Source organism: Rhodopseudomonas faecalis, from assembly GCF_003217325.1.
In the GTDB taxonomy this organism is placed as follows: domain Bacteria; phylum Pseudomonadota; class Alphaproteobacteria; order Rhizobiales; family Xanthobacteraceae; genus Rhodopseudomonas; species Rhodopseudomonas faecalis.
Genome location: NZ_QJTI01000004.1, coordinates 44,340 through 70,979 on the forward strand (window position 1 = coordinate 44,340; position 26,640 = coordinate 70,979).

The window sequence follows — 26,640 nt, forward strand, 5'->3', positions numbered from 1 at the left end:
CCACAATGCCGACAATGTCGACCATGTCACTCCAAGCGGCGCCTCCTGCTTGTCCAGCGCCGACCAGCGCCGGCAATGACGAGGCGTGGGCGGCGCAGCTGGCAGCAGCCAACATCAATCCGCAGACCTGCCTGGCCACCGACTACCTCAATCATTTCAATGAAGCGGTGATGCTGCTGGAAATGATTCCGGACATGCCGGAGTGCTTTGAGGATTTTCTTGCCTGGCAGCCGCTCAGCTATGCCGAACATTTCACCGCGTCGAATTTCAAGGCCCGCGATCTGGCGATCTACGCCTATGAGAACGCCGATCCGGGGATCCGCGCCGATTTCGACGACCTGACCAACAACATGACGGTGATCCTCACCGAGGTGGGCAACGCGATGCGCGAGGTCAAGCACGACTGGACCCGCGCCGTGCTGGCGGAACATGCGGTGCGCTGGATCAAGCCGATGATCGGCCGCGCCGGCGGTATCATCAACGGCCAGGGCAGCGCCGCCGACGTCGATTACATCATGGCGCATTGACGCCGATGACGACGGTTCCCGTGGACACGGTGCCGCGGCGGCCGCTGCTTGCGGTCAGCGGCGCGATTTTTCGCAAAACCGAGCTGCTGGTGGTGCGCCGCGCCCGTCCGCCAGGCCAGCATCTATTCTCGCTGCCGGGCGGCAAGGTCGAATATGGCGAGGCGCTGACCGAGGCGCTGCACCGCGAGGTGGCCGAGGAAACCGGGCTGTCGATCGAGATCGTGGCACTGGCCGGCTGGCGCGAGGTGCTGCCGGGGCCAAAGCACCCCGGCCATTATCTGATCATGACCTTTGCCGCCCGCTGGCACGCCGGCGAACCGCAGCTCAATGAGGAACTCGACGCGTTCCGCTGGATCGCGCCCGGCGAACTCACCACGCTGGCGCATACCGACGGTCTGCCCGCGATGGTGGCGGACGCCGCAAAGCTGCTCGGCCTTTAACCATGGCTTGCGCGGGGGGAGCCCGCGTTGCATATCAGGCCACCCTGACCCCGGCCGCCGCGGGATCAGGCTCCGTTGGACCTGCGCATGCTGTCTCGCCTTGCCGCCATTGTGCTGATGCTCGCCGCCTGCCTCGCCTCGCCGGCGCGTGCCCAGGAGGCTGCGGCGCCGTTTGACGCCGATCTGCAGCGGCTCGCCGAGATTCTTGGCGCGCTGCATTATCTGCGCGGCATCTGCGGCAGCAATGAAGGCGCCAAATGGCGCGCCGAAATGCAGGCGCTGATCGACGCCGAGACGCCGTCCGGCGAACGGCGCACCCGGATGATCGCCGGTTTCAACCGCGGCTATAACGGCTTCCAGACCACCTATCGCAGCTGCACGCCGGCTGCTGATTTGGCGATTCGCCGCTATCTGGAAGAAGGCTCCAAAATCTCGCGCGACCTGACCGCGCGTTACGCCAACTGAAGCCGGTTTCCGCTCCCGTCCGGCCCCAGCCGAACAACACTCACAACATCAAGGCCTTAAACCGCCACAACGTCCCCGGCGGCGCAACTTGGTGTGCGGTACTGTGGTCGGGCTGTGGATCACTGGCCCCGCCGTTAACCTTTCCTAAAGAACTGGCCTGCCGTGGCGGCTGCCGCGTGCTAATGCTCGGTCATTCCACGGCCCGCCCGGGTCGCAGCTTCAGCCTGTTGAGTTTCATGAGCCAGCAATCGTCCTTTTCCACCCGCGAGCCGCTGCACGATCACGAACAGAAGCAGGCAGCACTCAGCTATCTGAACGAAGCCTGGGCGGAAGCCCGCCATGACGGGGTCGATGGGGACTGCTTGGCGCAGGCCAGCCTGTTCGCGGCACTCGCGGAACTGGTCAGCACCTATGGCGAGGACGCGGTGGCGACCTTTGTGGAAGGTCTGTCCACCCGGGTCCGCCACGGCGAATTCTCGATCGCGCTGGCGCGTCAGTAAGCGCCGCGATTTTCCAACTTTCATTTTTGGAAGCGAGCCCGCCCTCGTCTCGTCAGAGCGAGGACAGCAGCGACGAAGCAATGCAGGGCTCAAGGCACTGGGCCGTGGATTGCTTCGTTGCGCTTGCTATCGGGACCGCCAGCCCGGCCGCGACCTGCTGAGCGCTGCGCATTGTACCAACGGCGGGTGATAAAAGCCTCTCCGCACGTCATGGCCGGGCTCCGTCCCGGCCATCCACGTCTTTGATCCGGCAGCGCTTTTAAGACGTGGATACCCGCGACAAGCGCGGGCATGACGGGCAATGGTGGGGGCCGCTGGTATTACGCCTTCAGCGTTTCCAGAAACCGCACCGGCTCGCCGATCGCCGGCGTCACCAATTCGCCCTGCCACATCACCCGGCGGCCACGCACGATGGTGCCGACCGGCCAGCCGGTGACGCGCAGTCCGTCATAAGGCGTCCAGCCGACGCGCGAGGCGGTCCAGGCATTGGTGATGGTCTCGCTGCGCTTGAGATCGACCACCGTGATGTCGGCGTCATAGCCGGCCGCGATCCGGCCCTTGCTGGCGATGTCGTAGATCCGCGCCGGGCCGGCGCTGGTGAGATCGACAAAGCGCGCCAGCGACAGCTTGCCGGCGTTGACGTGATCGAGCATCAGCGGCACCACGGTCTGCACGCCGGTCATGCCCGACGGCGAGGCCGGATAGCTCTTGGCCTTTTCTTCCAGCGTATGCGGCGCGTGATCGGAGCCGATCACATCGACGATCCCTTGCGCGATGCCGCGCCACAGCCCGTCGCGATGCGCGCCGTCGCGCACCGGCGGGTTCATCTGCGCGCGCGTACCGAGCCGTTCGTAACATTCCGGCGCCGCCAGCGTCAGATGATGCGGCGTCACCTCGCAGGTCGCGACGTCCTTATGGTCGCGCAGAAACTCAATCTCGTCGCGGGTCGAGACGTGCAGCACGTGAATGCGCTTGCCGGCCTCGCGCGCCAGCTTCACCAGCCGCTGCGTCGCGGTCAGCGCTGCGATCTCATCGCGCCACACCGGATGCGAGCGCGGATCGCCCTCGATGCGCAGATCCTTGCGCGCGTTGAGGCGATATTCGTCCTCGGCGTGGAACGCGGCGCGGCGCTGGATCACCGCCAGAATCTGGCGCAGGCCCTCATCGTCCTCCACCAGCAGGCTGCCGGTTGATGAACCGATGAACACTTTGACGCCGGCGCAGCCGCGCATGCGCTCGATCTCTGGCAGCTCGGCGACATTGTCGCGGGTGCCGCCGATGAAGAACGCAAAGTCGCAATGCATGCGATGCTGGCCGCGCCTCACCTTGTCGGCGAGCGCGTCGGCGGTGACGGTGAGCGGATTGGTGTTCGGCATTTCGAACACCGCGGTAACGCCGCCCATCACGGCGCTGAGCGAACCGCTTTCCAGATCTTCCTTGTGGGTCAGGCCGGGCTCGCGGAAATGCACCTGGGTATCGATCACGCCTGGCAAGAGATGCAGCCCGGTGCAATCCACCACCTCGCCGGCCGATGCCTGGCCGAGCGCGCCGATCGCGGCGATCCGGCCATCACGAATGCCGATGTCGCCGACGCCCTCCCCATCCTGGTTGACGATGGTGCCGGATTTCAAAATCGTGTCGAAACGCTGTGTCATCGGTCCTCGGCGGCTGGCAGCTAGGCAGTGCAGATATGGGGCAGGTGTTGTTGCGGACAACGTCTTGTTGCCGCCAATCTAGCTGCTTAACTTGGCTGCGACCATCCGCACCAGGATATTGGCAGCGTAGCGGCCAGCGCCGCGCATTGAGAGTTCAGCATGAAGGCAGCGTTCCTCGCCGACCGCGGCGTTGTGAAGATCAGCGGCGACGATGCACGGCATTTCCTCAACGGCCTGGTCTCGACCGACATGACCAAGGCGCAGCCGGGCCAGGGCCGCTATGGCGCGCTGCTGACGCCGCAGGGCAAGATCATCGCCGATTTCCTGATCACCGAATTGCCGGCTGCCGATGACGGCGGCTTTCTGCTCGATTGCAGCGGCGCGCTCGCGGCCGCGCTGACCAGCAAACTGAATTTCTACAAGCTGCGCGCCAAGGTGTCAGTGGAGAACCTGTCGGACCGGCTCGGCGTGCTGGCGATCTGGGACGGCACGCCGTCGCCGCCGCCCGAGGGCGGCTTTGCCGATCCGCGCAGCCCAAAGCTGGGCTGGCGCGGCCTCTTGCCGCAGGAGCTGGCGACCAAAACCGCCGCGGCGCTCAAGGCCGAATGGCGCGAGCCCGCGGCCTATCACGCGCACCGGATTCGCTGCGGCGTGCCGGAGGGCGGCGTCGATTTCCACTATGGCGATGCCTTCCCGCACGAAGCCAATATGGACCGGCTGAGCGGCGTCGATTTCGGCAAGGGCTGTTATGTCGGCCAGGAAGTGGTGTCGCGCATGCAGCACCGCGGCACGGCGCGCACCCGCACGCTGCGGCTTGGCTATGACGGCGCGGCGCCATCACCGGGCAGCGAGGTGCTCGCCGACGACAAGCCGGTCGGCCAGCTCGGCTCCGCCGCCGAGGGCTGCGCGCTGGCGCTGCTGCGCATCGACAAGCTCACTGATGCGGCCGGGGCGCGGCTCCATGCCGGCGATGTCACGCTGCGGCTGATCGATGACATCGAGCAGCCATCAGCGCCGGCACGGACGCCTTCATGAGCGAGCCGCGGCTCCATCCCGACGGCGTGACGCGCTGTCCCTGGCCGGGCGACGACCCGTTCTACATCGCCTATCACGATCAGGAATGGGGCGTGCCGGAATATGACGACCGCGCGCTGTTTGAAAAACTGATCCTGGACGGTTTTCAGGCCGGGCTGTCGTGGATCACCATCTTGCGCAAGCGCGACAATTTCCGCCGCGCCTTCGACGGCTTTGATCCGGAAAAAATCGCGCGCTATGGCGACGACAAGGTGCAGGCGCTGATGAACGACGTCGGCATCGTTCGCAACCGTGCCAAGATCGTCGGCACAATCACCAGCGCGCGCAGCTATCTCGACATCATGGCGCACGGCCCGGGCTTTTCCGCGCTGCTGTGGGACTTTGTCGGCGGCACGCCGCAGATCAATCACTTCAAGACCACCACCAGCGTGCCGGCCTCGACGCCGCTATCGGCGCAGGTCTCCAAGGAACTGACGCGGCGCGGCTTCAAATTCGTCGGCCCGACCATCGTCTATGCGTTCATGCAGGCCACCGGGCTCGTCAACGATCATCTGGTCGATTGCGTCTGTCACCAGCGCTGCGCCGCGCTCAACAGGCCGCGCCCGTCGCCGCGTTAGCGCTGTCACAGATCATGCGGTGAAATGGTATTGGCCGCGGCCAGCTTCGTGCTATGCCGTGCCGCATCATTCGCAAGCGTTGCTGTTCCGCCATGTCCTCGTCACGTTCGTCCTCCTCCGCGCCGCGCGCCTGGCAGCGGATGCTGTCCGGCCGCCGGCTCGATCTGCTCGATCCGTCGCCGCTCGATATCGAAGTCGAGGACATCGCCCATGGCCTGGCGCGGGTGGCGCGCTGGAACGGCCAGACCCACGGGCCCTATATTTTCTCGGTGGCGCAGCACTCGCTGCTGGTCGAGGCGGTGCTGCGCCTCAAATCGCCGCGCTATGATCACAGCGCCGCTTTGGCGGCGATGCTGCACGACGCCCCGGAATATGTGATCGGCGACATGATCTCGCCGTTCAAGGCGGTGATCGGCGGCGCCTACAAAGAGGTGGAGAAGCGTCTGCTCGGCGCCATCCATGTGCGCTTCGGCCTGCCGGCCGAGATCGATCCGGCGCTGGAGCGGCGCATCAAGGCCGCCGATCGCGGCGCCGCTTATCTCGAGGCCACCACGCTTGCCGGCTTCGGCGTCACCGAATCGAAGCGGCTGTTCGGCTCCGATCCCGGCCTGCCCGACGACATCCGCACCGATCTGCTGACGCCCTGGCCGATCGGCAAGGCCGAGAAGCGGTTCCTGGCCCGGTTCCAGACCCTGCTCGATTGAGCATTACCGCGACTTGGACGGCTTCCGCCCCGCGGAGCCGCTTTGTATAGTCGGGCCGATTTCCAAGAGAGTCCGATGATCCACGTCTGTTCGCTTGCAGCCTTGCATCCGACCGTCGCAGCCACCGGCGCGAGCCATGTGCTGACCGTGATGGCGCGCGTCGCGCAGGTGCAGCGCCCGGCCTCGGTGGCCGAGGCCAATCATCTGCGCGTGGAGATGGACGACATCACCGACGAGCTCGACGGCTTCAACGCGCCGTCGCTCGACCACATCGCCATGGTGCTGGATTTCGTGCGCGGCTGGGATCGCGCCGCGCCGCTGGTGGTGCATTGCTACGCCGGCATCAGCCGCTCGACCGCCAGCGCCTTCCTGGCCGCCTGCGCGCTCAACCCGCACCGCGACGAAATCACGATCGCCCGGCAGATCCGGCAAGCATCGCCGAGCGCCTTTCCGAACCGGCGCATCGTGGAGCTGGCCGACCGCGCGCTCGGCCGCCAGGGGCGCATGCTGCGCGCGCTCGATGCGATCGGCCCGGGCACCGCGGTGTTGGAAGGCGCGCCGTTCCGCGTCGAGCTCGAATGAGCGAGAAACTGCCGACCCCGATCGAGATCGGCCTGACGGCCGCGATCGTCGCGATCGAACGCAACGAGCCGATGATCCTGACCGCATCGGGCGGCGATGGCGACAGCCTGGCCGGGCTGCCATTCGGCCCGTTCGACGCGATCGCGCATCGCACGCTGGAAATCGGGCTGCGCGCCTGGGTGGAAGAACAGGCCGGGCTGCGGCTCGGCTATGTCGAGCAGCTGTACACGTTTGGCGATCGCGGCCGCCATGCGCGGGTCGGCGATACCGACGTGCACGTCGCCTCGATCGGCTATCTGGCGCTGACCCGCGCCGCCGACAACGCCGCGCGCGCGCCGGGCGCCACCTTCGAGCCCTGGTATCGCTACTTCCCCTGGGAAGACTGGCGCGCCTCGCAGCCCGAGATCATCGCCCGCGATATCATCCCCGAACTAACCGCCTGGGCCGCGCAGGCCGAACAGCCGGATGCCACCCGCGCGCTCGGCCGCAAGGATCGGGTGCGGCTGTTCTTCGGCATCGACGGCGCGCCATGGGACGAGGAGCGCGTGCTCGACCGCTACGAGTTGTTGTACGAGGCCGGGTTGATAGAGGAAGCGCGGCGCGACGGCCGGCCCGCGGCGCTGGCGCGTAGCAAGGTGCCGGCGCTCGGCGTGCCGATGCGCTTTGATCATCGCCGCATTCTGGCGACCGCGATCGCGCGGCTGCGCGCCAAGCTGAAATATCGGCCAGTGGTGTTCGAGCTGCTGCCGCCCGACTTCACGCTGACCGAATTACAGCGCACCGTGGAGGCGATTTCCGGCCGCCATCTGCACAAGCAGAATTTTCGGCGGCTGGTGGAAGCCGGCGCGCTGGTGGAGCCGACCGGCGAAGTCGCGACCCATACCGGCGGCCGCCCGGCGGCGCTGTTCCGGTTCCGCCGCGAAGTGCTACAGGAACGACCGGCGCCCGGCCTGCGGGTGCGCGGCCGGCGCTGAGCTGAGCGCACACTCTCCGTCATTCCGGGGCGCGCCGCATGGCGGCGCGAACCCGGAATCCAGAAATTGTTGCGAAGGCTGTTACCAGCCGATCGGGATTCCGGGTTCGCGCCAATAGGCGCGCCCCGGAATGACTCGTTGCAGCGCTTGCGATGACTCGTTGGAACGTTTGCATCCAACACGACGATGCCCGCGACCAGCGCGGGCATGACGGTCATTGGCAGCAGCCGATGATATCAGTGGAAGCAATACTGGAGGAGCAATTATGGGCGGATCGCAGCTCCGCCCTCGCTAGCCGCGACTAATCAGTCGAGCGGCGCAGTTCCGAAGCGGCATCGGCGGGGGTGGCGACCGCCCGCACCGGCTCAAGCCGGGCCGCCTCGACGCGCGGCGTTTCCACCCGCGACGCCACCTCGGTCGGGGTCGCGTCCGCCGAGCGATAGGAGGTGCGCTGCAGCCGGGCCCGCGGCCGGGCATTGGCGCGCGCCACCAGCATCGGGCTGGCGCCCTGCTGCCGGAAATCGCAATAGGCGAAGCTCAGGCCGGACACCGAGCCGCGGAAGCTGCGGTCGTCCTGCTTGTTGAGATTGAAGCACGGTTCGAACGGAATGCCCTTCAGCGACGCGCATACCGCTTGGCCGCGCACCTGCAAGGTATTGCCGGGCAGCCGCATGTAGCGGGTCGGACCTGAGCCCGAGAACTGCACCGAACCAGCCGCCGAGCCATCCTCGAACACCCGGCCCGCGCCGCGCGTGCCGTCAAAACAGGTGAAGGCGAATACTTTGCCATGGACGAATTTGCGTGCTTCGTCCGCGTTCATCTCCGCGAAGGCAGGCGCGGCCATCGCTGCGGCAGTCAGGGCTCCGATCAAAATACGCACATACATCGCACACTCCGACTCGCTGCTGCAGCGACCGTGTAATGAGTCTCATTCTTTACGGGGTACTTACCATAATCACCATGGCAACATTGGAGCAGCTTGGTTGGTAAATTCTGAACGTCCTCAGGAAATTTTCACCACGATTCGGCCGCGCACCTGGCCGGCCACCACCTTGGCGCCGGCGTCGAAAACCTGGTCCAGCGGTATTTCCTGAGTGATTTCAGCCAGTTTTTCCTTGTCCAACCCGGTCGCCAACCGGCTCCAGGCCTGCCGGCGCAGCTCGATCGGGCACATCACCGAATCGATGCCGTAAAGACACACTCCACGCAAAATGAAAGGCGCCACCGAGGTCGGCAGATCCATGCCGCCGGCCAGCCCGCAAGCGGCAATGGCGCCGCGATACTTGGTCATCGACAACAGATTGGCGAGCGTGGTCGAGCCGACGCTGTCGATGCCGCCCGCCCAGCGCTCCTTGGCGAGCGGCTTGGCCGGGCCGGACAGTTCGGCGCGATCGATCACTTCAGCAGCGCCGAGCTCGCGCAGATAGGGTTCTTCAGCGAGCCGCCCGGTCGAGGCAATCACGTGGTAGCCGAGCTTGGACAAGAGCGCGATCGCCACCGAGCCGACCCCGCCGGCCGCGCCGGTGACCACCACCGGCCCCGATTGCGGATTAAGGCCATGGCGCTCCAGCGCCAGCACGCTCAGCATCGCGGTGTAGCCGGCGGTGCCGATCGCCATCGCCTCGCGCGCCGACATTCCGTCCGGCAACCGCACCAGCCAATCGCCCTTGACGCGCGCCCGCTCGGCATAAGCGCCAAGATGGGTCTCGCCCATGCCCCAGCCATTGCCGATCACCTGATCGCCCGCCTTCCAGTCGGGATGCGACGAGGACAGCACGGTGCCGGAAAAATCGATACCGGCGATCATCGGGAAACGGCGCACCACCGGCGCCTTGCCGGTCAGCGCCAGGCCGTCCTTGTAGTTGACGGTGGACCATTCGACGCGGACCACCACGTCGCCGTCCATCAGCTCGGCCTCGTCAAACGCCGTCAGCGCCGCCGTGCTGCCCTTGTCCGCTTTATCGATCCTGACCGCCCGGAACGTCGCCACCTGCTTCCTCCCCCGTCTGAACGCGTTGCTGAGGCAAACTAGTGGCTTTGCGGGGCAGATGGAATCAGAACTGCAACGCACCGGGCCGAGCCGGTCTTGTGGGGGCTACTCCGCTGCGGCCAAGCGCCGCCCAGGCGAGTTATGACAATTGCGCCAGGCGGGAAGCAGGGCTGTCGTCACAAATTTTACACCCCTGGCATCTGGCGAACCCGGCCGCATCGTGCTATATTTGATTTGCTCTTAATGAGGATAAGGCCTGAGCGGGCACCTCCAAGAGCCTGACATCGCCTCGGTGCTGCGCGAGAGATCAGTCCCAACGCAGCAGCTCACACCGGCCTCACGGCCGGGTTTCTCGGACCCTCTATATGCTCAGATTGAGTATATAAGGACCTGTAATGGAGAGTACGATGGCGCTTGCAGGAATCTACGGCCCCGAACATTTCGGTCGCCCGGTCCCCGGCCGCCAGGAAGCGCGGGCGCGCGCTGCGGTCAGCACGCTGGAGCGTGGCCGCGCGCTGCCGATGCCGTCGCTGGAATGGACGCCCGAGGTCGAGCGGGCCACCGCGCATCTCTATGAGCGCGTCAAGAACGTGATCACCCCGGTGGAGTGGCCGCTGATGGCGCCCTACATCAAGGCGATCAACGAATTGAAGCGCGAGCGCAACGCCGTGGTGCTGGCGCACAATTATCAGACGCCGGAAATCTTCCACTGCGTCTCTGACATCGTCGGCGACTCGCTGCAGCTCGCGATCGAAGCCACCAAGGTGAAGGCCGATGTGATCGTGCAGTGCGGCGTGCACTTCATGGCCGAGACCTCCAAGATTCTCAGCCCGGACAAGACCGTGCTGATTCCGGATTCCCGCGCCGGCTGCTCGCTGGCCGCGAGCATCACCGGCGAAGACGTGCGCGCGCTGCGCGAGCGGTTCCCCGGCGTGCCGGTAGTCGCCTATGTCAACACCTCCGCCGAGGTGAAGGCCGAGGTCGATATCTGCTGCACCTCCTCCAACGCCGTGCAGGTGGTGGAGAGCCTTGGCGTCGATACCGTGATCATGGTGCCGGATCAGTATCTGGCGCGCTTCGTCGCCTCGCAGACCGACGTCAAGATCATCGCCTGGAAGGGCGCGTGCGAAGTGCATGAGCGCTTCACCGGCGACGAGCTGCGCACCTATCGCGAAGCCGATCCGGACGTGAAGATCATCGCGCATCCGGAGTGCCCGCCGGACGTGATCGCGGAAGCCGATTTCACCGGCTCGACCGCGCATATGATCAACTGGGTGCGCAAGGAGCATCCGCCGCGGGTGGTGATGATCACCGAATGCTCGATGGCCGACAATGTTCAGGCCGAGCTGCCCGACGTCGAGATGGTGCGCCCCTGCAATCTCTGCCCGCACATGAAGCGGATCACCCTGCCGAAGATTTTGGACAGCCTGATCTACCTGCGCGAGGAAGTCACCATCGACCCCGCCGTGATCGACAAGGCACGGCGCTCGGTGGAACGGATGATCAACCTGAAGAATTGAGCGCGCTTCTGCGCTCAATCGGCCGCTTGCCGGCCGCTGCGTACAGAGTTGGATCTCGCCATGAGCGATCAACCGGAATTTGATCTCGCCGACGGTGCCGCCGAAGTCGTGATCGTCGGCGGCGGCCTCGCCGGACTGTTTTGCGCCCTCAAACTGGCGCCGCGCCCGGTGACGGTGATCACCGCCGCCCCGCTCGGCGAAGGCGCATCGACCGCCTGGGCACAGGGCGGCATCGCCGCCGCGGTGGCCGAAGGCGACAGCGCCGAGTCGCACGCGGCCGACACCATCGCGGTCGGTGCCGGTCTGGTCGATGAGGCGGTGGCCTATCGCCTCGCCCGCGAAGCCGGTGCCCGCATCCACGATCTGCTCGATTATGGCGTGCCGTTCGACCGCGACCTCGAAGGCCGGCTCGCGGTGTCGCGCGAAGCGGCGCATTCGGCGCGGCGCATCGTTCACGTGCGCGGCGATATGGCCGGTCAGGCGATCATCACCGCGCTGATCAAGGCGGTGCGTGAAACGCCATCGATTCGCGTGCTGGAAGGCTATTTGGCCGAAGCGCTGCTCACCGATGGCGACGCGGTGATCGGCCTGCAACTGCGCAAGACCGGCGCCGATATCACCCGACCGCTGCGGGTCGCGGCGCGCGCCGTGGTGCTCGCCACCGGCGGCATCGGCCATCTCTATGCGGTGACCACCAATCCGACCGAAGCCTGCGGCCAGGGTCTGGCGATCGCGGCGCGCGCGGGCGCGGTGATCGCCGATCCGGAATTCGTCCAGTTCCATCCGACCGCGATCATGGTCGGCCGTGATCCGGCGCCGCTCGCCACCGAGGCGCTGCGCGGCGAAGGCTGTACGCTGATCAATGGTGCTGGCGAGCGGTTCATGCCGGCGCGCCATCCGCTCGCCGAGCTGGCGCCGCGCGACATCGTCGCCCGCGGCGTGTTCGCCGAGATCGCCGCCGGGCGCGGCGCGTTCCTCGACGCCCGCACCGCGCTCGGCGCGCGTTTCGCCGAAGAATTCCCGACCGTGTATCAGAGCTGCGTATCAGCGGGTATCGACCCGGCGCAGCAGCCGATCCCGGTGGCGCCGGCGGCGCATTACCACATGGGCGGCGTCGCGGTGGATATGCAGGGCCGCACCTCGCTGCGCGGGCTGTGGGCCGCGGGCGAAGTGTCGTGCACCGGCGCGCATGGCGCCAACCGGCTCGCCTCCAATTCGCTGCTGGAAGCGGTGGTCTATGCCGCGCGCATCGCCGAGGATATCGGCGGCCGTGAATTCGCCGCGCCCCCGCGCCGTGCCGAGCCTTTGCCGGCACTGCGCAGCGCGCCGCTCAGCGCCGCGCAGGAAGCCGAACTGCGCAACACCATGAGCGCCAAGGTCGGCGTGATCCGCGACAGCGACGGCCTCGCCGCCGCGGTGCGCCGGTTCTCGGCGATGGAGATCGCCGCGACCAGCACCGCGCAGCTCAACATGGCGATCACCGCTCTGCTGGTGGCGGCGGCCGCCTGGACCCGGCGCGAAAGCCGCGGCGCGCATTGCCGCTCGGACTATCCGAACGAAAATCCGACGCTGGCCGATCGCACCATGACCACACTCGCCGACGCCCGCGCTACCGCGGCCTCGCTCGGCGAGGCCGCGCCGCGCGGCCCGCGCACTGCCCTCGCTTAGGGCGTTGCGGTCCTGACGTTTCAGGACCGCGATGCCCGACACGCCCTGCAACGCGCTCGCTCCACGCCGCGGCCTCGCGCTGGACGACGCTTCCAACCATTGGATTGTTCGATGATCCCTGCTGGCTCTTTGCTGCATCCCGATGCGTTCTTGTCGCCGCTGGTGATCGACGAGGCGGTGCGCCGCGCGCTCGACGAAGATCTGGGCCGCGCCGGCGATGTCACTTCGCTCGTCACCATTCCGCCCGACGCGCAGGCCCATGCCGTGCTGGTGGCGCGTCAGGCCGGCGTGATCGCCGGGCTGCCGCTCGCGGTTGCGACCTTCAAGGCGCTGGCGCCCGACGTCGTGATCCACGCCCACGCTCATGACGGCGCCGCGGTCGCGGCCGGCATCAACCTGCTGACCATCTCCGGCCCGGCGCGCGCGGTGCTGAGCGGCGAGCGCACCGCGCTCAACTATGTCGGCCGGCTGTCCGGCATCGCCACGCTAACAGCCAACTATGTGCGCCACACCGCGGGCACCAAGATGCGGATCTGCTGCACCCGCAAGACCACGCCCGGTCTGCGCGCGCTGGAGAAATACGCAGTGCGCTGCGGCGGCGGCTTCAATCACCGCTTCGGCCTCGATGACGCGGTGCTGATCAAGGACAACCACATCGCGGTCGCCGGCGGCGTGCGCCCGGTGCTGGAACGCGCCCGCGCCCGGATCGGCCATCTGGTGAAAATCGAGATCGAGGTCGATACGCTCGATCAGCTGCGCGAGGTGCTCGACACCGGGCTCGCCGATGCGGTGCTGCTCGACAATATGGACATCGCGACGCTCAAGCAGGCGGTGGCGATGGCGAATGGTCGCGTGGCGCTGGAAGCTTCCGGCGGCGTCACCGAAAGCACGATCGCGGCGATTGCCGCCACCGGCGTCGACTACGCCTCCTCCGGCGCACTGACCCATTCGGCGCCGAACTTTGACGTCGCGCTCGATATCGACGTGTAGTTGGTCGAGCCGTCATCCGTCGCTTCGAAACAGCAGCCACGAACAAAGCCCGTCATTCCGGGGCGCTGGTGACTCACCCCCGCCGTCATTCCGGGGCGCTCGCGACAGCGAGCGAACCCGGAATCTGACACTGGCGACAACACGCATTCCCAAAACGTCGAGATTCCGGGTTCGCGCCAACAGGCGCGCCCCGGAATGACGTCGTGTTGCATGTTGTGGTCGGCGCGCCGACTACAAATCAGCGCCGCGAGGCTTCGATCTCGGCCGAGCTTTTCGCCGCTTCGGCGAGGCTGGCGGAAATCGCCGCGGTCTGTTCCTGGCTGCCCCAGCTCGGCGCGTCGCTGCCATCGCCCCAATTGCGCGGACGATAGAAGGTGTGCACGCCGAATTTGTACATCTTCTTCATCTCGTGCACCCAGGACGGCCGCACCCAATAAGCGTGGTAGTGGGTCGACTTGCCGACTTCCGGCAACCAGAGCTGGCCGTCGAGCGTGGCTTTCGCGATCTTCTTGGCGCGGTCCCACATGTCGGGCTCGCGCACCACATCGGCGACGCGGTCGCAGGCAAAGGTGAACTGGCAGGCGTAGCGGCGATGCTTGTTCTGATAGACCACGCCGCAGACATTGCTCGGATAGAAGCCGGAGAACGCGCGGTTCAGCACCACTTGCGCCACCGCGATCTGGCCGCGCACCGCCTCGCCGCGCGCTTCGAAATACACCGCCTCGGCCAGGCACTTCTCATGCTTGGCGCGCAGCTTATCGTCGAACAGGCCGAGCCGTTCCGCCGGCGTCTTCTTGCGTTGATTGTCGGCGTTGACTTCACCCTTGGAGGCGACGCTCTCGCCGGCAGCCCCCGCCGGGTCCGGCGCCGCCGTGCTCTTCATGTCGGGATCGATGATGGTCGGCTCTTCGCCGGGCTGCCAGCTTTCCAGCGTGCCGCCATCGCCAATCGAGCCGGTGCCGAAGAACAGCGCCGCGGTTTTCAGGCTGAAATTGTCGTGCGCCGGCTGCACCGTGGTGCCGCCCAGCGCGATCTCGCTGCCATTGTCGCCGAGCGCCGGCGTCTCATGCTGCGGCGTGCCGTCATACTGGCTGAGCGGCGGCCCTTGCAGCGCCGCAGCCAGCTCGGGATCAAGCGCGGAGGACGTGGGCGCCTGTTCGGCGCTCTTGGCACCGGCAATGTTGGGCGTCGCCGCGTCGTCGCTTTGCCCTTCCGGCGACACGCCTTCCGCGGTCGGCAGGTCCGGCACGGCGACGGCAAGCCGGTCGCCCTTCAGCGTGCGGTCGACGGTGGGGAAATCGGAAGCTTCATAGCGGCGCGGCGGCTGCATCAACGGATTGCGGCCGAGCGATGCATCGGGGCCGAGCGCCTCCAGGCTGGCAAGCCGCGCCCAGGGGTTTTGCGGCGCCGCGGTGCCGATCGGACGGCCGAAGCTGAAGGTCGCGACTTGGATCTTGGCCGCGGAGCCGGCGACCGCGCGGGTCTGCCAGCGCTCGGCAACGCCGGGCTGCCGCGCCAGCAACGACGCGATATCCTGATGGCCGATCGCTGAAGGCGCCATGGTGAAGACGCCGCACAGACCAAGACCGAAGGACGCGAACCGCGCGCCCTTCGGCCGGTTACGCATGACTGACATCGATACGCTCACGCAACGCTTACACCCGATCGAGCGCACCTCATGTGCAATTCGATCGGTGTTGTTCATATCCCATTAAAGTTGCGGAGGAGTTAACCGGCGATGCATCCGGGCAACAGGCAAGCCTCGCCGTGATAACGGCGAAGTGGCTCGAATAGCTTGGTAAATGCCGGATTTTCAGAAGTGGTGAACAGTCTGTCAACGCGCCGCAAAATACATCGGCAAGTTGTAGAAATCTGAAACGGCGCAGCGGTCAGCAGCCCCGAAAAGCACAATGGCCGGGGATGATCCCCGGCCATTGCCGCATTCAATACTGAGGTCGGACTAACCGCCGCGGCTTACGCCTGGCTGGCGACCGCCTCTCCGAGCGCGGCCTGCGCCGCCGCCAAGCGGGCGATCGGCACGCGGTACGGCGAGCACGACACGTAGTTCATGCCGACCTGATGGCAGAACGTCACCGACGCCGGGTCGCCGCCATGTTCGCCGCAGATGCCAACCTTCAGGCTGCCACGGGTATTGCGGCCACGCGACACGCCGATCTTCACCAATTCGCCGACGCCGGTCTGGTCGAGGCTGACGAACGGATCGACATCGACGATGCCACGATCGATATAGGTGCCGAGGAAGTGCGAGGCGTCGTCGCGGCTGATGCCGAAGGTGGTCTGGGTCAGGTCGTTGGTACCGAACGAGAAGAACTCGGCGGTTTCGGCGATCTCACCCGCCATCAGCGCGGCGCGCGGCAGCTCGATCATGGTGCCGACCTGATAGCCGAACTTGGCGCCGCTTTCGCGCGACACCGCCTGCGCGGTGGCGTCGATCCGGGCCTTGACCAGATCGAACTCCTTCTTGGTGGCGATCAGCGGCACCATCACTTCGAGACCGACCGCCTCGCCGGTGCGACGCTGCGCTTCGACCGCAGCCTCGAACAGCGCGCGCGCCTGCATCTCGGCGATCTCCGGATAGGCGATCGCCAGACGGCAGCCACGGAAGCCGAGCATCGGGTTGAACTCGGCGAGTTCGCGGGCCCGATCGGCCAGCCGGCGCGGATCGGTGTTCATCGCACGCGCGACTTCCTCGACCTCGGCCTGGCTGTGCGGCAGGAACTCATGCAGCGGCGGATCGAGCAGGCGCACGGTCACCGGCCGGCCCTTCATGATCTCGAACAGCTCGACAAAGTCGGCGCGCTGCATCGGCAGCAGCTTGGCCAGCGCTTGGCGGCGCGACTGCTCGTCTTCGGAGAGGATCATCTCGCGCACGGTGCGGATGCGGGTCTCTTCAAAGAACATGTGCTCGGTGCGGCACAGGCCGATGCCTTCGCAGCCGAACCGGATCGCGGTGCGGGCGTCGGCCGGGGTGTCGGCATTGACGCGGACGCCGAGCTTACGGACCTTGTCGGCCCAGCCCATGATGGTGCCGAACTCGCCGGACAGTTCCGGCTCGATCATCGGCATCTGACCGGCCAGCACCTGACCGACGGCGCCGTCGATGGTGATGATGTCGCCGGTCTTGAAGGTGCGGGCACCGATGGTCATGGTGCCGCGGCCGTAATCGACGCGGATCGCGCCGCAGCCCGAGACGCAGGGCTTGCCCATGCCGCGCGCCACCACGGCGGCGTGCGAGGTCATGCCGCCACGGGTGGTGAGAATGCCTTCAGCGGCGTGCATGCCGTGAATGTCTTCCGGGCTGGTCTCGATGCGCACCAGGATGACCTTGCGGCCATCGGACTTCAGCTTGGCGGCTTCGTCCGAGGAGAACACGATCTCACCGGAAGCAGCGCCCGGCGACGCCGGCAGGCCGGTGGCGATCACGTCGCGCTTGGCCTTCGGGTCGATGGTCGGGTGCAACAGCTGATCGAGCGAGGCGGGGTCGATGCGCGCCACCGCTTCTTCCTTGGTGATCAGGCCTTCATTGGCGAGCTCGACCGCGATGCGCAGCGCAGCCTTGGCGGTGCGCTTGCCGCTGCGGGTCTGCAGCATCCACAGCTTGCCCTGCTCCACCGTGAATTCCATGTCCTGCATGTCACGGTAGTGCTTTTCCAGCAGCTTGTAGATCCGGGTCAGTTCCTTGAACGCTTCCGGCATCGCCAGTTCCATCGACGCCTTGTCAGAGCCGGAGGCAAGGCGCGCTTCCTCGGTGATGTCCTGCGGCGTGCGGATGCCCGCCACCACGTCTTCACCCTGGGCGTTGATCAGGAACTCGCCATAGAGCTTGGACTCGCCGGTCGAGGGATTGCGGGTGAAGGCGACGCCGGTCGCCGAGGTCTCACCCATATTGCCGAACACCATGGCCTGCACATTGACCGCGGTGCCCCAGGATTCCGGAATGTCGTGCAGCTTGCGATAGGTGACCGCGCGGGCGTTCATCCAGGAGGAAAACACCGCGCCGATCGCGCCCCACAATTGCGCGTGCGGGTCCTGCGGAAAATCGCTGCCGGTCTCGCGGGCGACCGCTTCCTTGTACTGGCCGACCACTTCGACCCAATCATCGCCGTCGAGATCGGTGTCGAGCGTATAGCCCTTGGCGTCCTTGTAGTGATCAAGGATCTCTTCGAAGTGGTGATGGTCGAGGCCGAGCACCACGTCGGAATACATGGTGATGAAGCGGCGATAGCTGTCGAACGCAAAGCGGCGGTCGCCGGACAGCGTGGCCAGCGCTTCGACGGTGACGTCGTTCAGGCCGAGATTGAGCACGGTGTCCATCATGCCCGGCATCGACGCGCGGGCGCCGGAGCGCACCGACACCAGCAGCGGGTTCTTGGCATCGCCAAACCGCTTGCCGGTGAGCTTGCCGACGGTGGCGAGCGCCTTCTCAACCAGGCCCTCGAGCTCCTTCGGATAGGTCTTGTCGTTGTCGTAGAAGTAGGTGCAGACCGTGGTCGGAATGGTGAAGCCGGGAGGCACCGGCAGGCCGAGATTGGCCATTTCGGCGAGATTGGCGCCCTTGCCGCCGAGCAGGTTCTTGAGCCCGGCCTTGCCTTCGGCCTTGCCGCCGCCGAAGCTGTAAACCCACTTGCCGGGCTTGATGGCGAGATCGCTCTCCGGCTTCTTGGCAACGACCTTGGCGGGCTTGGCCTTCGCAGCAACCTTCGCGGCGTTCTTGGCTACGCCCTTCGCTACACCCTTGGCTACAGCCTTGGGCGCGCTTTTCGCAGCGCTCTTGGCTGCCGTCTTCGCTGCGGTCTTGCTCTTGGCGGCGACCTTGGTCGACTTCGCCGGTGCCTTGGCCGCGTTCTTCTTGGCGGCGGGCTTCTTGGCTGCGGCGGCCTTGGCGGCCTTTGCAGCGGCCTTGGTTGCAGCGGGCTTGGTTGCCGCGGGCTTCTTCGTCATCGCCTTTGCAGGCTTCGGCGGAGCTTTGGCAGTTGGCTTACGCGTCGGTGCAGCGGCTTTCGCCTTTGCCGGGGTCTTGACGGAAGCTTTCGACTTCGCGGCGGCTTTCTTCGACTTGGAAGCTGCTTTGGCCATGACGATCAACAGTCCACATGAGGGAGATTGGGTGCGGTCATACACCACGTTTTGACGAGGCGACGCAAGCCGCCGCTCTTGACTTGCCGACTAAAGATGAAACCAGCGCAGCACGCCAAGACCGATGAGACCTATGCAAATCAGGTAGAGCGCGACCACCAGATTCAGCAGCCGCGGCATGATCAGGATCAGCACGCCGGCGGCCAGCGCGATCAGCGCCGGCAAATGAGCGGTGATGTATTTCAGCACTAATCGTCCTCCTGTCTGCCGCCGCGCGCACGCAGGCGGCCTCCGAATCGGACCCGCAGGATAGCCGCTGCACCCGCCGGCGACCTAGCCATCGCGAATGGCACAATTTGGCCGCAGTTCCTGCGCCCGCGCGCTGTGTCGCGCTCGCGGGGCGCGGCAGTTTTTTTCTGTGTGATCAGACGGTTACAGCCATGTCGGCGATCATGCCGCCGCACCCGATAACATCGGAACAACCGCGCCGCGCCGGCATTGCCCCGGCATCCTTGATGCGCAGTGCGAAGCACTCGCAGCCCCAGACCACCCCTCGCAAGGAGGAGCAATCGATGCGTCACACCATGATCGCTTGGGCCGCCGCCGGCCTGATCGCCGCGCCCGCGACCGCTTTGGCGCAGAGTGTCGTGGCGGTGTCGGAAGGCGACCCCGGCATCGCCTTAGAGCAGCGCCCCGCGTTCCGCGAATATGTCGTTCAGCAGAACGTGCCAAACTACACGATCTCGGAGCGCGTGCGGATCGGCACGGTATTACCCGATACCGGCGTGGTGGTTTACGACGTGCCGCAGCGTTTCGGGCAGACCACCCGCCGCTACACCGTGGTGAATGGCGAGACCGTGCTGGTCGAGCCGCGCACGCGGCGCGTGATCGAAGTGATCGATTGAGATTGCCGATCGACACCCGTCCGCGATCGCGGCGGGCGGGTTATTTCGTGAACTGAAATTGTAGGCGCGGCGCGTTACGGGCCTAGCCGCGCAGCATCGACAAGAGCGTCGAGGTTGATTTGTAGCTCTGCACCGCATGATCGCGCAGCGCCGTGGTCCAGTTGGCAGCCTGGCGTTCCTCGCTGCTCATCGCCGAATAGGCATTGAGAATGCCGAGGCTGAGCTGGGTGGGATCGCCAGACGTCTGGCTCTGCTTCAGCGCCGCCAGGATCGAAGCGCGGCCGCGCGCATTGAGCTCCTGCTTGGCCGCAAACGTCTCCTGCGCGGAGAACAGCTGATCCTGATTGAGCGCGATCGCCGACAGCGAGCGGTTGTCGATCTGCGACAGGTCAGCGAGCTGCCCGGTCTTGCGGCCGGGATCGAATACCAGCTCCTTGCCGGCGGCCGCCGCGGCGCTGGCCTGGGCATCAAGCTTGGCGCGCACCGACTTCGCCACCGAGCCAAAATCCTGGGTCGGAATGCTGGAGCCGTTCGGATATTGCGCCAGATAGGCCGCGACCGGATCGTTGCTGATGCCGGACGGCGCCTTGCTGGGATTTTGCTGCGTGGCCTGCAGCCCCTTCACCACCGCTTCGCGCTGGGAGGCCCAGGTGACGGTCGCCTTCTCCTCGGGACCGGCAGCATCGAGATAATCGAGCGCGACCTTGTACAGCGCACTGAAATCACCGGTGAGCTGCTGGGTTTGCGTCGCCGCCGACAGCGCGGTGTTGAAGCGGGTCTTCAGCTCATTGGCGGCGAGCGCCTGTTCGTCGGGCGTGAATTTCGCGCCGCTGTTGCTGGCGATCGCAAACAGCGCGCGGCGATCGAGCGAGGTCAAATCGACGGTCGGCTTGCCGGCGCTGTCATAGGGGCCGGTGACTTTGGCATCGCTATAAAGCTTGTCGAGCGCGCCGCGCGTCTCGCTGATCACCGCCGCGAAATCTTTAGCGGAACTGGTCGCGAGCTGCGCGCGCGCCGCCTGCGACAGCGTCAGATGCGTCGCGGCGCTGGCGCTGCCGTGGCTGTCCTCCTGCCCCGACAGCAACGTCGCCAGCGATGGCTGCGTTGCCACCGCGCGCGAATAGGCCGAGCCGGCGTAAGGATTGCTGTAATTGGTGGAGACCGACGTCATCGGCGCGCCCCGGGCGAATGGACGGTGGTTAAAAATCCGTTAGTCGCCGCGAGGATTTCAGCACGTGGTTAACGAGCGGTTAACAATTGCTGATTGTGTCGGGATATTTCTGAAACGGCGAGTTTCTCAGCTCTCTCCGCTGCGCGGGCAGAGGTCCCCCGTCATTCCGGGGCGCGCCGGCTCAGCCACTCAGCGTCATTGCGAGGAGCGAAGCGACGAAGCAATCCAGTCAGTGTGCGAGACTCTGGATTGCTTCGCTTCGCTCGCAATGACGGAAGAGGGTTCTGCGACCAAAACGGCTTCTGCTGCAGCGTGATACGCCCGGCCTTGGGCGTCCTGCCAAGCGGCCCGCTGCGATGCGAGGCATGTCCCCGTCATTCCGGGAAGCCTCTACCCGTCATTCCGGGGCGCGCCTGTTGGCGCGAACCCGGAATCTCTGCGCTGCCGGAATCTCGCTCGGCTGGTAACAGCCTTCGCAACAATCTCTGGATTCCGGGTTCGCGCCGCCATGCGGCGCGCCCCGGAATGACGCATCAAGACGGAAGCCCAGATTCCGGGGACGATCGTATAGCGAGCGCCCCGGAATGACGGCGATCAGTCCTGAATCTTCGAGAAATCCGCGACCGCGCGGGTGGCGGCACGGATTTCGTTGAGGAGTTTCAGGCGGTTTTCGCGCACCGCCTTGTCCTCGGCATTGACCGTGACCTTGTCGAAGAACGCATCGACCGCCGGCCGCAGCTTGGCCATTGCCGTCATCGCCGCCGCAAAATCTTCTTTAGCGACAGCCGCGCCGGCTTCCGACTTGGCCGCGTCAATCGCGCCCGCCAGCGCCTTCTCCTCATCCTGCGCATAGAGCGATGGGTCCGGCGCGCCGTCATAGGCGCGGCCGTCCTTCTTCTCTTCGATCCGCAGAATGTTGGCGGCACGCTTGGTGCCGGCCAAGAGGTTCTTGCCGTCGTCGGTGGCAAGGAATGCCGCGAGCGCCTCGACCCGGCGCACGATCATCAAAATGTCGTCCTGACCTTCGAGCGCGAACACCGCGTCAACCAAGTCATGGCGCGCGCCCTGATCGCGCAGTTGCACTTTGAGGCGGTCGGCGAAGAAGGAGAGGAGATCGCCAATCCGCGCTGTCTCCCAACCGAGCTCGCCCGCATCGACGCGGAAAGTCAGTTGCACGGCGCTCCGACTGGATAAGCCTGAGAAATCCACAAGACCGGAACGATGTCTTTCCGCGATCAACTCCTCAAGTTCAGGACGCTCATCAGCAAAGCTTCCTTCTGTCAGCCTCAAAAGCCGGAATATCAAGAAGCGCAGATGCTGACGCACCACTTCTCTAATCTTGATACTGCTCTGATTATCTATCAGCAGCCTAATCACACCCAGCGCCGCACGGCGCAGTGCATAGGGGTCCTTGCTGCCGGTCGGCTTTTCGTCGATCGCCCAGAACCCGACCAGCGTATCGAGCTTATCGGCGAGCGCCACCGCGATCGAAACCGGATCGCTCGGCACGCGGTCGTTCGGCCCCTGCGGCTTGTAGTGTTCCTCGCAGGCCGCGGCGACGGAGGCATCTTCGCCTTGAGCGAGCGCGTAGTACTTGCCCATCAGGCCCTGCAGCTCAGGGAATTCACCGACCACTTCGGTGAGCAGATCGGCCTTGCACAGCTTGGCCGCGCGCTTGACCTTCTCGACATCGGCGCCAACCAGCGGCGCGATCTCGGCCGCCAGCCGTTCGATGCGCGCGACGCGCTCGGCCTGGGTGCCGAGCTTTTCGTGGAACACGATCTGATCGAATTTGTTCAGCCGGTCTTCCAGCTTGGTCTTCAGATCGGTCTCATAGAAGAATTTGGCGTCGGAGAGCCGCGCGCGGATCACGCGCTCATTGCCGGCGGTGATCTTTTGGCCGCCATCGCTCGCCTCGATATTGGCGGTGAGGATGAAGCGGTTGGCGAGCTGCCCGGTCGCCGGATCGCGCACCACAAAGCACTTTTGGTTGTTGCGGATGGTGGCGCGGATCACCTCGCCCGGGATCGACAGAAATTCCTTGTCGAACGATCCCATCAGCGCCACCGGCCATTCCACCAGCCCCGACACTTCGTCGAGCAAACCGGGGTCTTCGACCAGTTCGAGATTCTGCGCCTGCGCCAGCGTTTTGGCATCGGCCAGAATGATGTTCTTGCGGCGCTCCGGATCGAGCACCACTTTGGCGTCGAACAGCTTTGACTCATAATCAGCAAAGCGGCGCACGCTGATCTCGCCCGGTGCCATGAAGCGATGGCCGCGCGTCACCTGCCCGGCCACAATGCCGCTGACGTCGAAGCGCACCACGTCGGGCTCCTCGGTGTCGATGCCGAAGGTCGCGACGATCGAATGCAGCGGCCGCACCCATTGCAGCGCGCCCGGCTTGGCGGAGCGCTCGCCCCAGCGCATCGCCTTGGGCCACGGGAAGGTGCGCACGATCACCGGCAAAATGTCGGCGAGCACGTCGATCGCCGGCCGACCCGGCTTTTCGATCAGCGCGATGTAGAAATCGCCCTTCTTCGGATCAGACTGGATCTTAGCCTCGCTGAGCGAGGCTAGGCCGGTCGCTTTCAAGAAGCCCTGCACCGCGGCATCCGGCGCGCCGACCTTCGGGCCCTTGCGCTCGTCCTTGAGATCGGGCTGCCGCGCCGGAATGCCATGCACCACCAGCGTCAGCCGCCGCGGCGTCGCGAACGCCTTGGCGCCCTCATAGACCAGCCCCTCGGCCACCAGCTTGTCGGTGACAAGCCGCTTCAAATCGTCTGCGGCTTTCGCCTGCATCCGCGCCGGGATTTCTTCGGAAAACAGTTCGAGCAGAAGGTCAGGCATGGTCTTTTATACCAGATATGGCGTTGAGGATTTCACGGGCCGCAAAGAACTTGGGGTTGCTGGTCCCCGTGAACTCGTGAAGTACGTTTGCAGAAAGTAATGTATCGACATTGAGCTGGGCCGCTCGATAGGTGACACCCAGATGCTCCGCGATCTGCGGGATGCTCAATATTGGTGAGCGGAATAGCAGATCGACGATGTTAAGCAGATTGGCTGATCGGCCAGCTTTTTGTAACCGCTCGCGATAGTCCCGCTGCACTGCGAGCAAACGATCAGCCGTCGCGACCGCGGCATGGCAGGACTGCGTCACCATATCAAGGAAGAAGCGGATCCAGCCGATCCAATCTCCCGTTTTGGAAACGTTGTACATCCGATCGATGTATTCGTCTTTCCGCCTCTCGAGCGTCGGGCTGAGATAGAGGATCGGCTGCTTGACGACCTTCGCCGCGAACAGGTGCAGCGTGATCAGCATACGACCGACCCGTCCATTGCCATCGGCAAATGGATGAATCGTTTCAAACTGGTAATGGATCAAGGCTGCGTCGACCAGCAGCGGCAGTCCATTTCGGTCGTCGCGATGGATGAACCGCTCTAGATCGCTCATGCAGGCGATGGTCTGCTCGCGGGGCGGGGGCACGAAGCGAGCGTTTTCGATTTCGTAGGCGCCAATGAAGTTCTGATATTGCTTGAACTCGCCGGCGCGAACAGTTGCGCCGCGTTGCCTAGCCACTCCCCCCAACAGTGTGCGATGGGCATCGCACAGCGTCCGCAGCGACAGCGGGCAGTCGTCCAAGCTCTCGATCGCCGCGGAAAGGGCCCGTCGATAATTGAGGACTTCCCGGGTGTCCGGAGCCCTGTTCTGTTCGCCGGCTCCCGCCTCGACGAGCAGAAGATCGCTTAGCGTTGTGTACGTGCCCTCCATACTGGACGACGTAAGGGCCTCCTGCACCTGCAGAGGTCGGATCAGAAGATAGGGGTCGGGCAGAGTGCGACCGATCCCATTGAGTTCGCCTAGCGCCTGAGCGGCTTGGGCGATCGGCTCGGCCAGAACCGCCAGATCAATCTCGGCCGGCGGCAGCGGATTGGGCACAAACGCCCATTGGTTCCGCTCCGTGGGAACCAAGCGTCCGCTTGGGGAAGCCTCAAACTCGGCCTTTTTCATTTGATAGCATCCAAAGCGACCGGATTATACAAAAGGGAGCTTTCTTATAATCCAGTGCCGCGGGGCGATAGACAAGTATGATGCGAGCTCAGCTCGCCTCACCCCGCCCGGCCCGCCTCGGTGTGCACCCAGGCTTCGCCGCAGGCTTTGGCCAGTTCGCGCACGCGCAAGATGTAGCTCTGCCGTTCGGTCACCGAGATCACGCCGCGGGCGTCGAGCAGGTTGAAGGCGTGGCTGGCCTTGATGCACTGGTCATAGGCCGGCAGCACCATCAGATGGCTGCGCGTGCCATCCTTGCCATCGCTTTGCCAGCCGGCCGCGAGATATTTTTGGCAGGCGGCCTCGGCCATCCGGAACTGCTCGAACAGCATCTCAGCGTCGGAATGCTCGAAATTGTGCCGCGAATATTCCTGCTCTGCCTGCAGGTACACATCGCCATAGGTGACCTTGTCGGCGCCGTCGCGGCCGTTGAAATTGAGGTCATAGACCCGGTCAACGCCCTGCACATACATCGCCAGCCGTTCCAGGCCGTAGGTCAGTTCGCCAGCCACCGGCGCGCATTCCACGCCCGCGACCTGCTGGAAGTAGGTAAACTGCGACACTTCCATGCCGTCGCACCAGCACTCCCAGCCCAGCCCCCAGGCGCCGAGCGTCGGACTCTCCCAATCGTCCTCGACAAAGCGGATGTCGTGCAGATGGGCGTCGATGCCGATCGCAGCCAGCGACTTCAAATACAGGTCCTGAATGTCCGGCGGCGACGGCTTCAGGATTACCTGAAACTGATAGTAGTGCTGCAGCCGGTTCGGGTTCTCGCCATAGCGGCCATCCTTGGGCCGGCGCGAAGGCTGCACATAGGCAGCGTTCCAATGACGCGGACCGAGCGCGCGCAAGGTGGTGGCGGGATGGAAGGTGCCGGCGCCGACTTCCATGTCGTAGGGCTGCAGGATGACGCAGCCATAGTCCGCCCAATAGCGCTGCAACGCCAGGATCAGCCCCTGAAACGAACGTTCGGGGCGCATGTGCGGGGGGAGAGAATCCATGATCGGCTTCGGTTTCGCGTGGCAGGAAAAGCGCGCGGACCGTATCGGCCGCGCCCTGCAGAATCAAGGCGACGTCCGCGAAATGGCGACGTTAACCCGGCATTGACCAAGCCGCGCGGCCGGGCTCGGGTTTTTACCAATGTTAGGAATCTTACCCTTATGAATGAGGCCGTTCAAAGCCGCGTGCCTGCGGCGGCGAGCTGCGGCGGAGGTCCCGTGCCGACCAACGCCAAAGACCTCGGGCTTCCTCCGAGGAAAGCGACTCCAGGCTTGCTAGCCGGTTCTGGGTGGTGCCTCGCCCGGAGCCGGCGCAGCGCCGGCGCGAGCTTCACTCGCTCATATCAAAGACGATTGATACCAACCTATCCGCACGTCATGACCGGCTCGTCCAGGCCATCCACGCCTTTGATCTTGTTGCGATTCCAAGGCGTGGATACCCGCGACAAGCGCGGGTATGACGGTCATTGCTACGACCCGATGGTATCAGAGCTTCACCCCTTAGCCGGGCGATAGGCGCCGGTCACCGGATCGCGGCGCAGCGTCGGGATATCGGCCGGGCGCGGCTCGGCCAGCATCGCTTCGCGCACCTCTTCCAACTCCTGATTGATGCGGCGCGCGGTCTTATAGGCCCAGCGTGCCACGGCAATACCACCCACAGCGGCTGCAACAGCAATCAGCGGCGGCATCGATCGGTCCTCCATGCGGTGACGATCGCGCATTGTTGCGCAGTCGCCGGCCGCCGGCAATCGCC

At 65.3% G+C, this 26,640-nt stretch carries 24 protein-coding genes; 13 read left to right on the forward strand and 11 right to left on the reverse strand.

Annotation, left to right across the window (positions count from 1 at the left end; genetic code table 11):
- The first annotated feature begins 23 nt into the window (after positions 1-23).
- The 4 genes from BJ122_RS04985 to BJ122_RS05000 all read left to right on the forward strand — a co-directional run bounded on the left by BJ122_RS04985 (position 24) and on the right by BJ122_RS05000 (position 1,932).
- Positions 24-527 (forward strand): hypothetical protein, encoded by a 504-nt coding sequence (locus tag BJ122_RS04985; RefSeq protein WP_110780153.1) that lies wholly within the window; start codon positions 24-26, stop codon positions 525-527.
- A 5-nt stretch (positions 528-532) separates the two neighbouring features.
- The gene (locus BJ122_RS04990) at positions 533-967 is read left to right on the forward strand and encodes an NUDIX hydrolase (RefSeq protein ID WP_110780045.1); all 435 of its coding nucleotides are present in this window, start codon (positions 533-535) and stop codon (positions 965-967) included.
- Positions 968-1,054: 87 nt separating this feature from the next.
- Positions 1,055-1,432, forward strand: a complete 378-nt coding sequence (locus BJ122_RS04995) for a TIGR02301 family protein (RefSeq protein WP_103012457.1) — start codon at positions 1,055-1,057, stop codon at positions 1,430-1,432.
- Between the two features lie 236 nt (positions 1,433-1,668).
- On the forward strand, positions 1,669-1,932 hold the full coding sequence (locus BJ122_RS05000; RefSeq protein WP_110780154.1) for a hypothetical protein: 264 nt from the start codon (positions 1,669-1,671) through the stop codon (positions 1,930-1,932).
- A gap of 320 nt (positions 1,933-2,252) precedes the next feature.
- On the opposite strand, the gene BJ122_RS05005 is transcribed toward BJ122_RS05000, so the two are convergent.
- The gene (locus BJ122_RS05005) at positions 2,253-3,587 is read right to left on the reverse strand and encodes a dihydroorotase (protein ID WP_110780046.1); all 1,335 of its coding nucleotides are present in this window, start codon (positions 3,585-3,587) and stop codon (positions 2,253-2,255) included.
- A gap of 159 nt (positions 3,588-3,746) precedes the next feature.
- Between BJ122_RS05005 and ygfZ the strand changes: the two genes are divergently transcribed.
- The 5 genes from ygfZ (at position 3,747) to BJ122_RS05030 (ending at position 7,499) form a co-directional block, all read left to right on the forward strand.
- Positions 3,747-4,622 carry a CAF17-like 4Fe-4S cluster assembly/insertion protein YgfZ gene (gene ygfZ, locus BJ122_RS05010; RefSeq protein WP_110780047.1) on the forward strand — a complete coding sequence of 292 codons (876 nt, stop codon included), beginning with the start codon at positions 3,747-3,749 and terminating at the stop codon, positions 4,620-4,622.
- Positions 4,619-5,239: a DNA-3-methyladenine glycosylase I gene (locus tag BJ122_RS05015; RefSeq protein ID WP_110780048.1), complete on the forward strand. Its 621-nt coding sequence runs from the start codon at positions 4,619-4,621 to the stop codon at positions 5,237-5,239. Before ygfZ ends, BJ122_RS05015 begins: the two co-directional genes overlap by 4 nt.
- Positions 5,240-5,331: 92 nt before the next feature.
- On the forward strand, positions 5,332-5,943 hold the full coding sequence (locus tag BJ122_RS05020) for a YfbR-like 5'-deoxynucleotidase (RefSeq protein WP_103012447.1): 612 nt from the start codon (positions 5,332-5,334) through the stop codon (positions 5,941-5,943).
- Between the two features lie 75 nt (positions 5,944-6,018).
- Positions 6,019-6,525, forward strand: a complete 507-nt coding sequence (locus tag BJ122_RS05025; protein ID WP_110780049.1) for a tyrosine phosphatase family protein — start codon at positions 6,019-6,021, stop codon at positions 6,523-6,525.
- Positions 6,522-7,499, forward strand: coding sequence for an NUDIX hydrolase (locus BJ122_RS05030; RefSeq protein WP_027278202.1), 978 nt, complete (start codon positions 6,522-6,524; stop codon positions 7,497-7,499). The genes BJ122_RS05025 and BJ122_RS05030 overlap by 4 nt, the downstream gene beginning before the upstream one ends.
- A 301-nt stretch (positions 7,500-7,800) precedes the next feature.
- Here the strand turns inward: BJ122_RS05030 and BJ122_RS05035 are convergent, their stop codons facing one another.
- On the reverse strand, positions 7,801-8,385 hold the full coding sequence (locus BJ122_RS05035) for a hypothetical protein (protein ID WP_110780050.1): 585 nt from the start codon (positions 8,383-8,385) through the stop codon (positions 7,801-7,803).
- A gap of 117 nt (positions 8,386-8,502) precedes the next feature.
- Positions 8,503-9,489, reverse strand: coding sequence for an acrylyl-CoA reductase (NADPH) (gene acuI, locus BJ122_RS05040; RefSeq protein ID WP_110780051.1), 987 nt, complete (start codon positions 9,487-9,489; stop codon positions 8,503-8,505).
- 407 nt (positions 9,490-9,896) lie between these two features.
- On the opposite strand from acuI, the gene nadA reads away from it, so the two are divergent.
- The 3 genes from nadA (at position 9,897) to nadC (ending at position 13,667) form a co-directional block, all read left to right on the forward strand.
- Positions 9,897-11,009, forward strand: a complete 1,113-nt coding sequence (gene nadA, locus BJ122_RS05045) for a quinolinate synthase NadA (RefSeq protein WP_027278205.1) — start codon at positions 9,897-9,899, stop codon at positions 11,007-11,009.
- Between the two features lie 60 nt (positions 11,010-11,069).
- The gene (locus tag BJ122_RS05050; protein WP_110780052.1) at positions 11,070-12,677 is read left to right on the forward strand and encodes an L-aspartate oxidase; all 1,608 of its coding nucleotides are present in this window, start codon (positions 11,070-11,072) and stop codon (positions 12,675-12,677) included.
- Positions 12,678-12,788: 111 nt separating this feature from the next.
- Positions 12,789-13,667 (forward strand): carboxylating nicotinate-nucleotide diphosphorylase, encoded by an 879-nt coding sequence (nadC, locus tag BJ122_RS05055; protein WP_110780053.1) that lies wholly within the window; start codon positions 12,789-12,791, stop codon positions 13,665-13,667.
- A gap of 238 nt (positions 13,668-13,905) precedes the next feature.
- Here nadC and BJ122_RS05060 read toward each other — a convergent pair whose 3' ends face one another.
- The 3 genes from BJ122_RS05060 to BJ122_RS05070 form a co-directional block, all read right to left on the reverse strand.
- A complete protein-coding gene (locus BJ122_RS05060; RefSeq protein WP_110780054.1) occupies positions 13,906-15,303 on the reverse strand; it encodes a cell wall hydrolase in 1,398 nt (465 codons plus the stop codon).
- A gap of 338 nt (positions 15,304-15,641) precedes the next feature.
- The gene (ppdK, locus tag BJ122_RS05065) at positions 15,642-18,764 is read right to left on the reverse strand and encodes a pyruvate, phosphate dikinase (protein ID WP_110780055.1); all 3,123 of its coding nucleotides are present in this window, start codon (positions 18,762-18,764) and stop codon (positions 15,642-15,644) included.
- 90 nt (positions 18,765-18,854) lie between these two features.
- Positions 18,855-19,010 carry a DUF3096 domain-containing protein gene (locus BJ122_RS05070; RefSeq protein ID WP_110780155.1) on the reverse strand — a complete coding sequence of 52 codons (156 nt, stop codon included), beginning with the start codon at positions 19,008-19,010 and terminating at the stop codon, positions 18,855-18,857.
- A 326-nt stretch (positions 19,011-19,336) separates the two neighbouring features.
- On the opposite strand from BJ122_RS05070, the gene BJ122_RS05075 reads away from it, so the two are divergent.
- The gene (locus tag BJ122_RS05075) at positions 19,337-19,669 is read left to right on the forward strand and encodes a DUF1236 domain-containing protein (protein ID WP_110780156.1); all 333 of its coding nucleotides are present in this window, start codon (positions 19,337-19,339) and stop codon (positions 19,667-19,669) included.
- 82 nt (positions 19,670-19,751) lie between these two features.
- On the opposite strand, the gene BJ122_RS05080 is transcribed toward BJ122_RS05075, so the two are convergent.
- The 5 genes from BJ122_RS05080 to BJ122_RS05100 form a co-directional block, all read right to left on the reverse strand.
- Positions 19,752-20,840 carry a hypothetical protein gene (locus tag BJ122_RS05080; protein ID WP_110780056.1) on the reverse strand — a complete coding sequence of 363 codons (1,089 nt, stop codon included), beginning with the start codon at positions 20,838-20,840 and terminating at the stop codon, positions 19,752-19,754.
- A 594-nt stretch (positions 20,841-21,434) separates the two neighbouring features.
- Positions 21,435-23,687, reverse strand: coding sequence for a glycine--tRNA ligase subunit beta (glyS, locus tag BJ122_RS05085; protein WP_110780057.1), 2,253 nt, complete (start codon positions 23,685-23,687; stop codon positions 21,435-21,437).
- On the reverse strand, positions 23,680-24,849 hold the full coding sequence (locus BJ122_RS05090; RefSeq protein WP_110780058.1) for a Fic family protein: 1,170 nt from the start codon (positions 24,847-24,849) through the stop codon (positions 23,680-23,682). Before BJ122_RS05090 ends, glyS begins: the two co-directional genes overlap by 8 nt.
- A gap of 98 nt (positions 24,850-24,947) precedes the next feature.
- Positions 24,948-25,889, reverse strand: coding sequence for a glycine--tRNA ligase subunit alpha (locus BJ122_RS05095; protein WP_027278214.1), 942 nt, complete (start codon positions 25,887-25,889; stop codon positions 24,948-24,950).
- Between the two features lie 491 nt (positions 25,890-26,380).
- Positions 26,381-26,575: a hypothetical protein gene (locus tag BJ122_RS05100; RefSeq protein ID WP_027278215.1), complete on the reverse strand. Its 195-nt coding sequence runs from the start codon at positions 26,573-26,575 to the stop codon at positions 26,381-26,383.
- Positions 26,576-26,640 lie beyond the last annotated feature (65 nt).